At 43.5% G+C, this 14,794-nt stretch carries 10 protein-coding genes; 4 read left to right on the top strand and 6 right to left on the bottom strand.

The features are described from left to right. Positions 1-17 precede the first annotated feature (17 nt). Positions 18-3,365, bottom strand: coding sequence for a methylmalonyl-CoA mutase family protein (locus tag OCK74_RS16255; protein ID WP_279298115.1), 3,348 nt, complete (start codon positions 3,363-3,365; stop codon positions 18-20). Between the two features lie 670 nt (positions 3,366-4,035). Here OCK74_RS16255 and OCK74_RS16250 point away from each other — a divergent pair. The 3 genes from OCK74_RS16250 to OCK74_RS16240 all read left to right on the top strand — a co-directional run bounded on the left by OCK74_RS16250 (position 4,036) and on the right by OCK74_RS16240 (position 7,708). After that, complete coding sequence (locus OCK74_RS16250; RefSeq protein WP_279298114.1) at positions 4,036-5,022, top strand: DUF2157 domain-containing protein; 987 nt, start codon at positions 4,036-4,038, stop codon at positions 5,020-5,022. Next, positions 5,009-6,160 carry a hypothetical protein gene (locus OCK74_RS16245; protein WP_279298113.1) on the top strand — a complete coding sequence of 384 codons (1,152 nt, stop codon included), beginning with the start codon at positions 5,009-5,011 and terminating at the stop codon, positions 6,158-6,160. The genes OCK74_RS16250 and OCK74_RS16245 overlap by 14 nt, the downstream gene beginning before the upstream one ends. Before the next feature lie 72 nt (positions 6,161-6,232). Further along, positions 6,233-7,708: a RapZ C-terminal domain-containing protein gene (locus OCK74_RS16240; protein WP_279298112.1), complete on the top strand. Its 1,476-nt coding sequence runs from the start codon at positions 6,233-6,235 to the stop codon at positions 7,706-7,708. A 101-nt stretch (positions 7,709-7,809) separates the two neighbouring features. On the opposite strand, the gene surE is transcribed toward OCK74_RS16240, so the two are convergent. Beyond that, positions 7,810-8,544, bottom strand: a complete 735-nt coding sequence (gene surE, locus OCK74_RS16235) for a 5'/3'-nucleotidase SurE (protein WP_279298111.1) — start codon at positions 8,542-8,544, stop codon at positions 7,810-7,812. Between the two features lie 96 nt (positions 8,545-8,640). Here surE and OCK74_RS16230 point away from each other — a divergent pair, with 96 nt between their 5' ends. Continuing rightward, entirely contained in the window at positions 8,641-9,540 is a 900-nt protein-coding gene (locus OCK74_RS16230; protein WP_279298110.1) for a diacylglycerol/lipid kinase family protein, read from the top strand. Between the two features lie 44 nt (positions 9,541-9,584). On the opposite strand, the gene OCK74_RS16225 is transcribed toward OCK74_RS16230, so the two are convergent. From OCK74_RS16225 to OCK74_RS16210, 4 genes are all read right to left on the bottom strand, one after another. Continuing rightward, the gene (locus OCK74_RS16225) at positions 9,585-11,609 is read right to left on the bottom strand and encodes an alpha-ketoacid dehydrogenase subunit alpha/beta (RefSeq protein ID WP_279298109.1); all 2,025 of its coding nucleotides are present in this window, start codon (positions 11,607-11,609) and stop codon (positions 9,585-9,587) included. Positions 11,610-11,661: 52 nt separating this feature from the next. Beyond that, a complete protein-coding gene (locus tag OCK74_RS16220; protein ID WP_279298108.1) occupies positions 11,662-12,006 on the bottom strand; it encodes a phage holin family protein in 345 nt (114 codons plus the stop codon). Positions 12,007-12,087: 81 nt separating this feature from the next. After that, complete coding sequence (locus OCK74_RS16215; RefSeq protein ID WP_279298107.1) at positions 12,088-13,362, bottom strand: M16 family metallopeptidase; 1,275 nt, start codon at positions 13,360-13,362, stop codon at positions 12,088-12,090. A 96-nt stretch (positions 13,363-13,458) separates the two neighbouring features. After that, positions 13,459-14,703: a M16 family metallopeptidase gene (locus tag OCK74_RS16210; RefSeq protein ID WP_279298106.1), complete on the bottom strand. Its 1,245-nt coding sequence runs from the start codon at positions 14,701-14,703 to the stop codon at positions 13,459-13,461. Between the last annotated feature and the right edge of the window lie 91 nt (positions 14,704-14,794).

The raw sequence follows: 14,794 nt of genomic DNA, 5'->3' as shown, positions 1-14,794 counted from the left end.
TTGTTGAGAGTTGGGCCTTACATATTCCTCCTGTATTGTCCGCCCACTTCATACAAAGCATGTGTGATCTGTCCCAGCGAGCAATATTTTACAGCCTCCATTAATTCTGCAAAGAGGTTCCCATTGTTCACTGCGACCTCTTGCAGCTTCTTCAATTCTTTTTCACTTTTATCCTCATTCCGTTTCCAGAAAGCATGCAGGTTTTGTATCTGTTGTTCTTTTTCTTCCTTGGTACTTCTGATGACTTCTCCAGGCAAAACTGTTGGCGAACCTTTTTTGTTCAAAAACGTATTTACGCCAATCAGTGGCAATTCGCCGGTATGCTTTAGGTGCTCATAATGAAGGCTTTCTTCCTGTATTTTGTTGCGCTGGTACATTCGTTCCATGGCCCCCAACACGCCGCCCCTTTCTGTAAGTCGGTCAAATTCAGCGAGTACGGCCTCTTCAACCAGGTCAGTCAATTCCTCGATGAGGAAGGAGCCCTGAATAAAGTTCTCCGTTTTCGCAGAACCTAGCTCTCTATTAATGATCAGTTGGATAGCCATGGCCCTTCTGACGCTTTCTTCTGTTGGCGTGGTGATGGCTTCATCGTAGGCATTGGTGTGCAGCGAGTTGCAATTGTCGTATATGGCATACAACGCCTGTAAGGTAGTACGGATATCATTAAAATCAATTTCCTGTGCATGCAAGCTGCGGCCGGAGGTCTGGATATGGTATTTTAATTTTTGCGAACGATCATTGGCTTTGTACAGGTGCTTCATTGCCTTGGCCCAAATGCGGCGGGCCACTCTGCCAATAACGCTGTATTCAGTATCCATGCCGTTGGAGAAAAAGAATGACAGGTTGGGTGCAAAATCATCAATGTTCATGTTCCGGCTCAAATAGTACTCAACATAGGTAAAGCCGTTGGCCAGCGTAAAAGCCAGTTGTGTAATCGGGTTGGCGCCGGCCTCAGCAATGTGATAGCCGGAAATGGAAACACTGTAAAAGTTGCGTACGTTATTCCGGGTGAAATATTCCTGCACATCTCCCATAAGCTTCAGGGCAAACTCCGTAGAAAAGATGCAGGTATTTTGAGCCTGGTCTTCTTTTAAGATGTCTGCCTGCACAGTACCTCTTACCTGGGAAAGCGCCTGTGCTTTCAATTGCTGATAAATTGCTTCAGGTAGGACTTCGTCTCCGGATAAGCCCAGCAATTTCAATCCCAGGCCAGTGTTGCCTTCAGGTAAACGCTCCGGCGAAGACGGGTTATAATAAGATGGTCTTGGTAAATGCTGAAACTTCTTTTCGAATACATCATTCACTATGGACCATTGGCCATTCGCCTCAATCCACTTCTCGCACTCCTGATCGATAGCGGCGTTAAGAAAGAAGGCTAAAATAATAGGTGCCGGCCCGTTGATGGTCATAGAAACAGAAGTCTTCGGATCGCACAGGTCAAAGCCGCTGTATAGCTTTTTAGCATCATCCACAGTAGCAATGCTCACCCCCGAATTGCCCACTTTACCATAAATGTCGGGACGGAAGTCCGGATCCTCACCATAGAGCGTCACACTGTCAAAAGCTGTGGACAATCGCTTGGCAGGCTGGCCTAATGACACATAATGGAATCTTTTATTGGTACGCTCGGGGCAGCCTTCACCGGCAAACATGCGTGTAGGGTCTTCACCCTGGCGCTTCAACTCAAATACGCCGGCTGTATAGGGAAATTCGCCTGGAAGGTTCTCCTGCAACAGCCATTGCAGGATATCGCCCCAGTCTTTGTACTTAGGGAGCACTACTTTGGGAATGCGCGTGCCACTGAGTGAAGTGGTGGTTAAAGGTTGTTTAATGATTTGGCTGCGTACCTGGTATTCAAAGAAGTCTGCTTTATATTTTTTGACAGTCTCAGGCCATTGTTCTATCAGCTTTTTAACATGGGGGTGAAGCTTATTTTCAAATTGCATTCTTATGAGTTCCAACGCTCCATGATAGGGTGCGTCTTTTTCCACTGCCTCCATGGCTCCCGTCACCTGGTACAATTTGGAAGCGATTGCGCATTGTTCCTTTGCCCAGCGGTCGTAATTGCGGTTGTTGTCTGCAATTTCCGATAAATAACGAACCCGCTTCGGGGGAATGATCTGTGACTTGTTGGTGGTGTCTTTAGTGTGTGCATGAAACGCTAACGTACCAAAGGTCGCCTTGGTTTTTATTTCAATGGCCTGAATGATCTTCTCAAACAACTCGTTCACACCGGCATCATTGAACTGTGCGGCAATAGTTCCTACAATCGGAAGATCTTCATCCTTGGCGGTCCACAATCCATGATTTCGTTTGTATTGTTTGCGCACGTCGTGCAAGGCGTCCAATGCTCCTGCTTTATCAAACTTATTGATCGCTATAATATCCGCATAATCCAGCATGTTGATCTTTTCCAGTTGTGAGGCTGCCCCATATTCCGGTGTCATCACATACAGGCTCACATCGCAATGTTCCAGAATGGAGGCATCGCTTTGTCCAACGCCTGCACTCTCCAGGATGATGAGGTTGAATCCAGCTGACTTACAGATGTTTAGAGCATCCTGTACATGGCCACTTAATGCTTTATCACTCTCTCGCGTGGCCAAAGAACGCATATACGCTCTTGGTGATGAAACCGAATTCATGCGGATTCTGTCGCCGAGCAAAGCACCTCCCGTTTTTTTACGTGAAGGATCAACAGAAATCACAGCTATGGTTTTATCTGCAAATGCACTCAGGTAACGCCTTACAATCTCATCGGTTACAGATGATTTTCCTGCACCACCGGTACCGGTAATGCCCAAAACTGGGATCGATAGGCCGGTTTCTGGTAAAGTTTGTTTTTTTCCGTTTTCAGCCAATGTGATCTGCCGGGCTATTTGCCGGATATCCTTTACTTCGCCTAATGGAGCCTGCATGGTAGAGGTGTAATTACCGTTCAGGTTAAAGTCACAAAGCTTGACAACTTCCTCAATCATACCTTCCAGTCCCATACGACGGCCATCATCGGGCGAGTATATCCTGGTGATGCCATAATGGTGCAACTCATCAATTTCATGGGGCAGTATAGTTCCGCCGCCACCTCCAAAAATCTTAATGTGACCACATCCGGCCTCGTCCAGCAGATCCTTCATGTATTTAAAAAACTCGATATGGCCGCCCTGGTAAGATGTAATAGCGATCCCATGAGCATCTTCTTCAATAGCCGCCTCAACAATTTCAAGTACCGATCGATTGTGACCTAAATGGATGATCTCCGCACCTTTGCTCTGAAGAATACGACGCATGATATTGATGGCGGCATCGTGGCCGTCAAAAAGGGATGCGGCCGTAATTATACGGACCTTGTTCGATGGAAAATTCATACAATAAGCAAGCTATACAAAAGTAATTTACATCAGAGAGAAAAAATTTTTAAACTCTTCACTTTTCGTGCAGCGTTTTTAACAAATGCTTTGCCTTGAATGGAAAGCTACCTTATTCGGGCTGTAAGTAAGATTCATGATACAATTACGCTTATGTTAATTGCTATAGATCGAAACTTCCAAAGGTTAGCTGTTATGTTACAAAAGGCATAAGACGATTGCTTGCCATTTTTTTGCGGGACTTTTATGACTTTGAACTGCTTGTGATCATAAGGTCCCGCTTTTCTTTATTTTATTTCCACTCATCCAGCAGGTCTACGGTTCATCCATAATAACTTGGGCACGGTACAACGACAATATACATTTGGTAAAATGATTTTTACGTGTAACATCCTTGTTCCTTTTTACGTCAAATGATTTGCTAACACTATTTAGAAATTCAAACAACGCTCCAAATGTTTATCATTGATGATTATAGTGCGGTATTAATAGCGTTTATATTTTTTAGCTTATCAATCCTGCTCCTGTTAATGCTTTTTGCCATCAACCTGTTCGAACGCAAAAATTGATTTTATTGAATCCTCTTTTGAATAGATGAGCTCCTGCTTTATCAGACGGCGGTGATTAGCGTTTCAATCACTCTTTTTGTATTTTACATGAAATTCGCCCCATGGATTCCTCTTTATTCGAAAAGCTGCATACTGAAGGCAATTTGACTGATGCTTCTCTTCAAAGGGTAAGAGCGCATGCTTCTAGTGGCCTCTTTTCTGTGCATTGGGAGCTGAAAACCCTGCTTTATTGTGGTGTATTGCTATTGACCACGGGGCTAGGTGTGCTGGTATATAAAAATATCGATATCATTAGCCACCAGGTACTTTTGATGTTGATTGCACTGGTTTGCGCTAGTAGCTTTTTTTATTGCTTTCAAACAAAAGCTCCATTTTCCACCGGCAAGGTAACTTCTCCCCATGCTTTTTTTGATTATATCTTACTGCTGGGGTGTCTCACCTTTTTGATGCTGACTGGTTACTTACAAGCACAGTACAATTTGTTCGGCAACCGATACGGATTGATGACCTTCATTCCATTGGTGGTGCTGTTTTCCTCAGCTTATTATTTTGATCACCTCGGTATTTTGAGCCTGGCAATTACAAATTTGGCAGCCTGGGTGGGGATAACGGTTACTCCCAGTAAGATATTAGCCGATAATGATTTTAATAGCAGCACCCTTATCATTTCCGGGTTATTGTTGGGAAGTCTGCTGTTGGTTGTGGCCATACTTACCAGGCGCTACAGTATCAAACCGCACTTTGCTTTTACCTACACAAACTTCGGGGCACACCTGGCGTTCATTTCCTGTCTGGCTGGTTTGTTCCATTTTGAATCCGTCTATTTTCTATGGTTCTTGCTGCTGCTGGGGCTTGCTTGGGTCTTTTACCAAAAATCGCTTCAGGAAAGGTCGTTCTATTATTTATTGATCCTTACTCTGTATACCTATATTGGCTTGAGTTATGTCATTGTCCGTTTTCTACTGGAAGGTAATTTCTCGGAATCTGGCCTTTACCTGGTCTTTATGTACTTTATCAGCTCTTCTATTGGCATTATACTTTTCCTGATCAAAATGAATAAAAAGCTAAAGCATCATGATAGCATATAACAAAACATGGCTGGCCAACCTGGAAGTGCACCATCAGTTGGATGAAGCATACCGCTATCAGTGCATCAGCAAGGAAGAATTAGAGAACTCAAAGAACCAATATCCTGTTGGGTTCTACATCCCTAATTTCTTTGTGCGCATTGGACTGTTCCTGCTAACCCTCGTTATTGTCTTATGCTCTTTTGGATTTTTTGCTTTACTTTTTATAAATAACAGTGGTGAAAAAGGTTTCGGAGTATTACTGATATTTTCAGGCTTTGCTGCATATACTGCATTGGAGTTATTGATACGCAAAAAATATCATTACCGGTCTGGCGCAGATGATGCCCTATTATGGATGTCCGGTTTATTGATGGTTGCTGGATTGAACCTGTTGCTGGATATTCCCGCTCTTGGAAATGCTGTAATCATCTTTTTACTCTCTTTTTATTTGATGCTCCGGTTTGTGGACGCATTGATGAGTGCCATAGCAGTTTTATCAATGGCTGGCATTTTATTCTACACATATATTGAACTGGGAAGCTTTGCTAAGGTTACAATGCCTTTTTTGCTCATGGCATTCTTTGCTTTTGTCTATGTTTTTACGAAGAGAAAAACTTCCCTATATTATGCAAACTGCCTTCTGTCTTCCCGAATAGTGGCATTGGTCTGCTTTTATTTGTCAGGCAACTATTTTATTGTTCGCGAAACAGGCAACGAACTTCTGGGACTAGGATTGGCACCGGGCGCATCTCTACCTCTTGGCTGGTTATTTTGGTTGCTGACGATTTCTACTCCTCTGGTGTATATATTTATGGGCATTCAGAAAAAGGATTCCGTTCTTTTACGCGTAGGCTTATTGCTGGTAGCTGCAACTGTTGTTACGATATGTTACTATTACCAGGTATTGTCGCTGGAAGCGATCATGTGTATGAGTGGAATGATGCTCATCGCTATTGCCTATGCTTTCATTCGCTACCTCAGGCTGCCGAGGAATGGATATACCTGCCAGGAACTAAACGAACCCTCATTAATGGACAAGCTCCAGGTGGAATCAATCATAGTGACACAAACTTTTGGTCAACCTGCTCAGGAAACCTCACATACAAAGTTTGGTGGTGGCACAGGTGGTGGCGGTGGTGCTTCCGGCGATTTCTAATTCCCCGAAGCATCTTTTCATTTTAACGCTAAACTTCAAAATCAGAACTTCAAACTCCATTAGCTTTGCGCCATGCAGCAACTTATAGACGCCATATCCAAGCTTTATATCCAATGGAAAGGAATGGAACCCCTCCATATTGATATTTTACCTGAATCAGGTAGCAACCGTCGTTATTTTCGCATCCATGGCCAGGGCGGGGAATCTATAATTGGCACTTATGGCACCAATATCAAAGAGAATGAGACTTTTCTTTATTTCTCTGATCATTTCAAGCAAAAGCACCTGCCTGTGCCACAAATATTGGCTGTCAGTGAAGACAAGTCTACCTACCTGCAACAGGACCTGGGAGACATCGCATTGCTTCATATTTTAGAAGAGAAAGGCACTTCAGATGAAGTGTACACTTTATTTAAAAAGAGCCTTCAAGAGCTGGCGCGCTTGCAGGTGCTGGGCGATAATGGTTTGGATTATAACCTGTGTCTTACCAATAAAGAATTTGGTAAGCAGGCTATTATGTCCGATCTGCTGTATTTCAAATTTTACTTTCTGGATGTGTTGCAAAAGCCCTACGACAAACAAAATCTTATTGATGATTTTGAGGCATTGAGCAATTACCTTACACATACTGAATACAAGTACTTCATGTTCCGCGACTTTCAAAGCCGGAATATTATGGTGCAGGATGGAAATGTCCATTTCATTGATTTCCAGGGCGGCATGAAAGGCGCTCCCCAATACGACGTGGCCAGTATGCTGTGGCAGGCTAAAGCTAATCTGCCTGACGAATGGAAAACGTCTTTGCTGGAAGATTATATGGATGCTTTTGAAGAAATCATACAAAAACCTCTGGATAGGGCCGTATTCCGCACCCAATACAATGGCTATGTATTGATACGGTTGTTGCAGGTGCTGGGTGCCTATGGATTCCGGGGATTATTTGAACGCAAGGCACATTTTCTCACCAGCATCCCTTTCGCATTAAAGAATTTAAAATGGTTTATTGAAAATAATAGTTTGGGCCTGGTACTGCCGGAATTCAGAAAGGTGCTGGAGATTTGTGTAGATGAAGAAGTTATTAAACGTTTTACACCCATCCAGGCAGATGAAGGCACACCTTTGGTAGTGAAGATCTGCAGCTTTTCTTATAAAAAGGGGATACCTGTTGATGAATCTGGCAATGGTGGAGGCTTTGTATTTGACTGTCGGGGCATCGAGAATCCAGGGCGCTATGAACAATATAAAACCATCCACGGGCGCAACAAGCCTGTAATGGATTTCCTGGAACGCCAAACCCGCATGCTCGACTTTTTAAATTCTGTCTATGACATTGTGGACATCAGCGTGGAAGATTACATCCGTCGCGGATTCAGCAACCTGGCTGTGAATTTTGGTTGTACCGGTGGTCAGCATAGAAGTGTCTATGCCGCTGATGCATTGGCAAAACACCTGAAAAACAAGTACAAGGTGAAAGTAGAAGTTTGCCATGTGGTGCAGGAAGAAAAGAAATGGATCAATGAGCTTGTTCCTGCTGTTCCAAAAGCTTAAAGCATAGCAGGAAAACTCCTGGCTATAATTCTGTTTTTCTCAAACCGGCAACTGGTAATAGTAATTTGCAACCGGTTGCCGGCAAATAAACATCCACCTCTTTATACTTCCACCTGCTCCTGCATTTTCTTTAATTGCTCCTCATTGGTCAGGTCAAGTCTGAGCGGGGTTATCGATACAAATCCGTTCTCTACTGCCCAACGGTCAGTACCTTCATCTGCCGGTTCCAATGGTGTCACCGTAAACCAATAGTGCTTTCTTCCCAAAGGGTCTACACCTGGTACTATTGTGCCATCGTATAGTCTTACTGATTGCCGGGTCCATTTAATGCCTTGGGGGTCTTGTGGAAAGTTTACATTGAAAAGGCTCAAGCCTGGGCTTTCCAGCAACATCTTTAAGGTCTTTTCAACATAAGGTTCCAACAGGTCAAAGTTGGGTTCACTTTTCCCTACCGGAGTACTCAGTGCAATGCCTTTAATTCCTAACAGTACAGCCTGTTTTGCGCCAGCCAGTGTTCCGGAATGCCACATCGAGTTACCAAGGTTGGGTCCCATATTAATTCCGGAAAGCACCACATCTGTTTTCGTATATAAGTGAGTTCCCAATGCAACGCAATCCGCCGGTGTACCGTTTACCCTGAAAGCTTCAATACCTTCAAACTGAATGGGCGATTTCTTGAAGGAAAGTGGCCGGGAATGGGTAACAGCATGCCCCATCGAAGACTGTTCAACGTCCGGCGCCATTACGGTTACGTCGCCAAAACGGGTAGCTATTCTTGCCAGTGCCGCTATGCCTGGACTGTAAATTCCGTCATCGTTGGTTATAAGAATTCTCATACTTATTCATTTTATATTTTTCATGCCATAATATTATTCACCCTCTTCTCAACTGTGGTACGTTTTTTAAGCTTCTAGAGTCTCAACAGCATTCTTATGAAGGTGGTAAAGCTTTTACACAATCCTGGTGCCGGAGATGAAGAACATTCAAAAGAAGAGTTGATGTCAACCCTGAGGGCAAATGGCTTTGAGTGTAGATATTCATCTACAAAGAAAAAAAACATTGGTAAGGACATTGAGACTGATATCGATATGTTGGTGGTGGCTGGTGGCGATGGCACAGTAAGGGACGTAGTGGGAGACCTTCTGGACAGAAAGATGCTGGAAAAAAACTGGCCTATTGGTCTGTTACCATTAGGTACAGCAAATAATATTGCAAAGACATTAGGTATTGAAGGTGAGACTCAGGACATTATTAGATCCTGGCAAGGGGCAAAAGTGAAAAAGTATGATGTGGGAAGGTTATATGATGTGCCCGAATCAAAATTCTTCCTGGAAAGTTTTGGCTATGGCGTTTTTCCTTACCTCATGCAGGAAATGAAAAAGACGGGTAAAGAAAAAATTGATGTACCAGAAATGAAGATCAAAGCCGCGCTTGAATTACTGCATGATATCATTTTATCCTATGAAGCTAAGCGGTGTATGCTGGAAATAGACGGGGTTGATCATTCAGGAAATTTTCTTCTGGCTGAGATCATGAATACGCGATCCATCGGTCCTAATCTATTCCTGGCGCCACAGGCCGATCCCGGAGATGGTCACCTGGAGGTTATACTAGTGCCGGAGCACGATAGAAAAAAGCTGGCGGCCTACGTTCAGCATAAAATAAACGGGATTGAGGAAGATTATGATTTCCATAGTATCACAGGAAAAAACATCCGCATCAGTTGGCATGGAACCCATGTACACGTAGATGATGAAGTGGTGAAACTAAAGGAGTCTTCAGAAATCAAAATTGAACTGAAACAAAGTTTACTGGAATTCCTTGTGCCTTAAAACAGTAAGTTATTGATTACAGACCCAGGACTTGCACTCCATGATCAGTAATCGATTAATTTTTGAACATAATCATTGAGTCTTGCCTTGGCTAGGAAAGTCTGCTCCAGCTCTGTATTAAAAGGAATTGGCGTGTCCAGCGATGCGCAACGCATAACTGGCGCATCCAGCCATTCAAAACAGTGCTCTGCTATCCATGCAACTACTTCTCCACCAATGCCGCCTGTTAAACTGTCCTCATGCAAAACAAGCACTTTGCCTGTTTTTTTTACCGAATAACGGATGGCTTCATAATCTATAGGAAGTAGGGTGCGTAGGTCTAGTATGTCAAGTGAAATGTCCAGGTGCTCAGCAGCATAGGCTATAGCCCAATGCACACCACTGCCATAGGTGATTATGGAAATATCTACGCCAGTTTGCACCTGGTTTGCTTTACCAATTTCCACTGTGTAGTATTCTTCCGGTACAGGACCAGTGATACTGCGGTACAATGCCTTGTGCTCGAAATACAGTATAGGATTGGGATCATTGAAAGCAGCATTCAATAGGCCCTTGGCATCATAAGGGGTAGAGGGATAAACGACCTTCAATCCCGACGTATGTACAAACCATGCTTCATTACTCTGGCTATGGAATGGCCCGGCACCCACACCTGCCCCGGTAGGCATGCGGATCACTACATCTGCGTTCTGCCCCCAGCGGTAATAGATTTTTGCCAGGTTGTTGACGATCTGGTTGAAACCCATGGTAACAAAATCGGCAAACTGCATTTCTACCATGCTCTTGAAACCTTCCAGGCTTAAGCCCAATGCTGTACCAATAATGGCACTTTCACAAATTGGTGTATTGCGGACTCTTTCTTTGCCAAACTCTGTTACAAAGCCTTCTGTGATTTTAAAAACCCCACCATATTCTGCAATATCCTGTCCCATCAAAATAAGGTTTGGATGCTTCCGCAGGCTTTGTCTAAGTCCTGAAGAGATGGCATCAATAAATCTTACGCTAGTTCCCTCAACTTTTAGAGAGGGGGTGCCATGATGTGCAGTTTCGCTTGTCGAAGTAGCTTCCTTACAATAAACCTCATCGAGCGAGGATTGAGCGCTGGTTGGCTCCTCCGCAACTGGAGCATAAGTTTCACCTAAACGGGCGGAATTAGGCGCGAGTTCCTTTTCAATTTTTTGTTTCAGTTCATTCCTGGTTGTTGTGATCTCTTCATTTCCCAGTATCCCCTCTTTCACCAACCACTCCTCATAATTCGTTATAGGATCTTTTTTCGCCCATTCTTCCATCAATTCTTTAGGTACGTATCTTGTACCGCTCGCTTCTTCATGGCCACGCATCCGGAATGTCATGCATTCCACCAGGTATGGCTTCTGTTCGCGGATGCAATATTCCCGGATACCTTTGATGATATGATAAACTTCCAATACATTATTGCCATCAATGGTCACCGCTTCCATGCCATAACCCTTCCCTCGATCTGACAATTGCTGGCAACGGTACTGCTCGCTGACAGGAGTGCTTAAACCATAACCATTGTTTTCAACCAGGAAGATGACAGGTAGGTCCCAGACTGCTGCTACATTCAGCGCTTCATGGAATTCGCCTTCTGAGGTGCCGCCCTCACCAGTAAAAGCCAGAGAAACTTTCTGCTCTTTTCGCAGTTTATAGGCCAATGCAACGCCATCGGCAACTGACAGTTGAGGACCAAGGTGGGAGATCATACCACAGATGTGATGCTCTTTACTGCCAAAATGAAAACTTCTTTCGCGTCCTTTGGTATAACCATCAAGATCACCCTGCCACTGCTTGAAAAGCTTGTTCAGTGGCATATTCCGGCAAGTAAATACACCCAGGTTGCGGTGCAGCGGCATGATCCATTCATCTTGTTGCAAAGCCATGGTCGCGCCTACTGAAATGGCTTCCTGCCCAATCCCGCTAAACCATTTGGATATCTTTCCCTGCCTCAACAGCAGCAGCATTTTTTCTTCAATAAGACGTGGCCATAAAAGATTTTTATAAAAATCGAGGAGGCGTTCCCTGCTCAGGTTGTAAGGGTGAAATTTCATCTCATGTAATACTTGTTCTTTAAAATTACATGATGAAATGATTTTCTAATAATCAATCATTAGCACCCACGATCTTTTCCAATGCCCAGCTTACAAAAGAAACAATCAGGCTGAATAAAAGTGCAGGCCACCAGCCATCAACAGTAAAACCGCTCACCAGGCTTGCCGTCCACTTGACCATCAGGATGTTGATCACCAGCAGAAATAGACCTAATGTCAGAATGGTAATAGGAATCGTTAAAATAACAAGGATAGGTTTGATGAACGTATTCAATAACGCCAACACCAATGCCACAATGATTGTGGTTTTGATATCCACGATATCAACGCCATCAAGAAAGTAGGCTGCTACAAAAGCGGCTACGGCTGTAACAAGAACTTTAATAATAAATCCCATATCAGTTTATAGTTTATGGTCTATAGTTTAGAGTTGCCTTGACAAATGTAAACTATAGACCATAAATCAATTGAGCGGAATTCAGACAACAACTAACTCATAGAAATGCTCTGGCGCCAGGTATTTGTTCGCCAACTGCTGCAATTCCTCTGCTGATACGGTTTTAATCGTTTGTATCTGCTTGTAAAAGAAGCTTTCATCCAATCCATTCAGAATAATATTTTTCCAGCGGCTGATGATGTGGAACGGACCATCCAGGTCTCCCAGGATGCTGCCCATCATATAGTTACGTACCAGCAACAGTTCTTCATCATCTATCGGTTCATTGCGCAAATCCTCCATTTCCTTATATACTTCAACAATTGTGGCCTCGCAAACATCTCTGCCCGCCTCTGTACTGATCATCCAGGCGCTTTGCTGAATATGGTTTTGCAGGTAACTGTGAATACCATAGGTATAACCCTTGTCTTCCCGAATGTTACTCATCAACCTTGATCCGAAAAAGCCACCCAGCACATTGTTCAATACCTGCACTTTCATAAAATCGGGATGGTGGCGGTTGGGAAATGGAGATGCCATCCTGATAGCGCCTTGCACACCATTGGGATCATTGGTAACACGGTATTTTTTTTCTGCAGCGGCCTGTGATTGATGATCAAATAGCTCCACTTGTCCATTTTTCAGGTCTCCGAAATACTTGTTGAGCAGTTCAATGGTATTTGAAGGCAATTTACCTGCTACAAATAAGATCATTTTGCCATTCTGGTAATACTGTTGGTAAAACTCCTGTATTTGCTCTCGGCTCACATTGTCAAAATCTTCAAAGTGGCTATAACGGCCATAAGGATGGTGCTCTCCAAAGAGGTAAGCGTCGATGAGCCGGCCTGCTACAAAATCACTTTTTTTCAGGTTCACATTCAGCCGTTGCTTCATGTTTTGCTTATAAATATTGATCTCCTCTTCAGGAAAAACAGAGTCAACGATCAATTCTTTAACCACAGGCAACAATTCCTCCAAATGTTTGGATAAACAGTGTAGTGAAAGCGTTGCCGTCTCATTATAACAGTGGCGGTTAAGGTAAGAGCCATAAAATTCAAAGTGTTCATTGATCTGGAATGCGCTTTTTTGAGAAGTTCCATTTTTCAGTAAAAAATTGGCGCTGGCGGCAATCAGGTTCTTTTTCTCAAACCAGTTACCCGCATAAAACACCCATTCAACTTGCAGCACTTCCTCTGTCCCTGCATCAACAGCATATACTTCTACACCATTGTTCAGAACATGTTTTTCGTAAGGTTTAAGTTTTAAATCAAATTCTACAGCGTCTTTTATTACTGGGGGTTGTTTACGATTGAGCATAAGTGAAACTAAAATATAGAATAATAAATGTGAAATGTAAAACAGCTCATATTAGCTGTTTGAACAGGATTCCGCTAAATACAGTGGCATCAGTATTTAACTTAGGTTCTTTGATAAATACCAAAGCGTATTGCAATTGCCTTCCCGGAAAATAGCATTGCTTTCCTCCAGGATATCCTGTACCGTTACCTGGTGATATCGTGACAGTTCCGTATTCATCAGGTTAGCATCGCCAAGCAATTCATAAAAGGCAAGGCTGTTGGCCCTGTTCATGATCGTCATATCCTCAAATGCAATGACACTCTCTGTTTTGTTCTTGCCCTTCTGTAATTCAGATTCACTCACACCATCTGTTTTCAGCTTTTCCAGTTCCCGGTTAATGGCAGCTTCAGCATCTTCAATCTTTACTCCTTTCACTAGTTTGCCTTCAATAGTTAGTAAACCTGGATCTACGGTTCCATGGTGATAACATTCAATATTAGAGAACAGCTTTTGCTCTTTTACCAGACTTTGGTATAAGCGTGAAGATTGCCCACCGCCGAGTACTTCTGTAATGAGGTCGGCTATATAATAGCGTTTGTCAACCCTGTCGGCAATATGCCAGCATTTGTACAGCGCGTCCAGGGGCACATCAGCGTGCACTTCCAGCTTACGGTCTGCATTCTGGGCAGGCTCTTTAGGCAACTGGCGGACATACCTTTCGCCTTGCTCTATCGGGCCAAACCACTTCTCTGCTAAGGTTCTTACCTGTTCAGTAGTTACATTCCCAGCCACTACCAAAATCGCATTGACAGGGCGGTAGTGTTTAAAAAAGAAGTTCTTTACGTCCTGTAACTGGGCATTTTCAATATGTGAAAGCTCCTTGCCTATGGTCATCCATTTATAAGGATGCACCTGGTAAGCCAGTTCGCGCATCTTCAGCCATACATCCCCGTAAGGTTTGTTGAGATAGTGTTCCTTGAATTCCTCGCATACTACTTTCCGTTGCACATCAAGACTCTTCTCACTAAATGCCAGCGATAGCATGCGGTCGCTCTCGAGCCAGAAAGCCGTTTCCAGGTTCTCTGCAGGAAGTTGTATATAATAATTTGTCAGGTCGTTAGTGGTATAGGCATTGTTCTCTCCTCCGGCCATTTGCAACGGATCGTCATATTCCGGAACGTTGAGAGAACCGCCGAACATAAGGTGCTCAAACAAATGGGCAAAACCTGTGCGGGAAGTATCCTCATCTTTAGCCCCCACATCGTACATCACATTAACCACTGCCATTGGGGTTGACGTATCCTGGTGAACAATCACTCTCAATCCATTGCTTAAAACAAAACGTTCAAAATTGACCACGTATATAATTGATTTATGATGATAAAATAGTCTGCAAGTTTACGGGATAAAACCAACAAGTGCAAAGACGAAGAAGTTTACCTACCTACCC

The organism is Paraflavisolibacter caeni (genome assembly GCF_025628885.1).
Lineage (GTDB): Bacteria > Bacteroidota > Bacteroidia > Chitinophagales > Chitinophagaceae > Flavisolibacter > Flavisolibacter caeni.
This window is presented reverse-complemented; position numbering and strand designations above follow the sequence as displayed.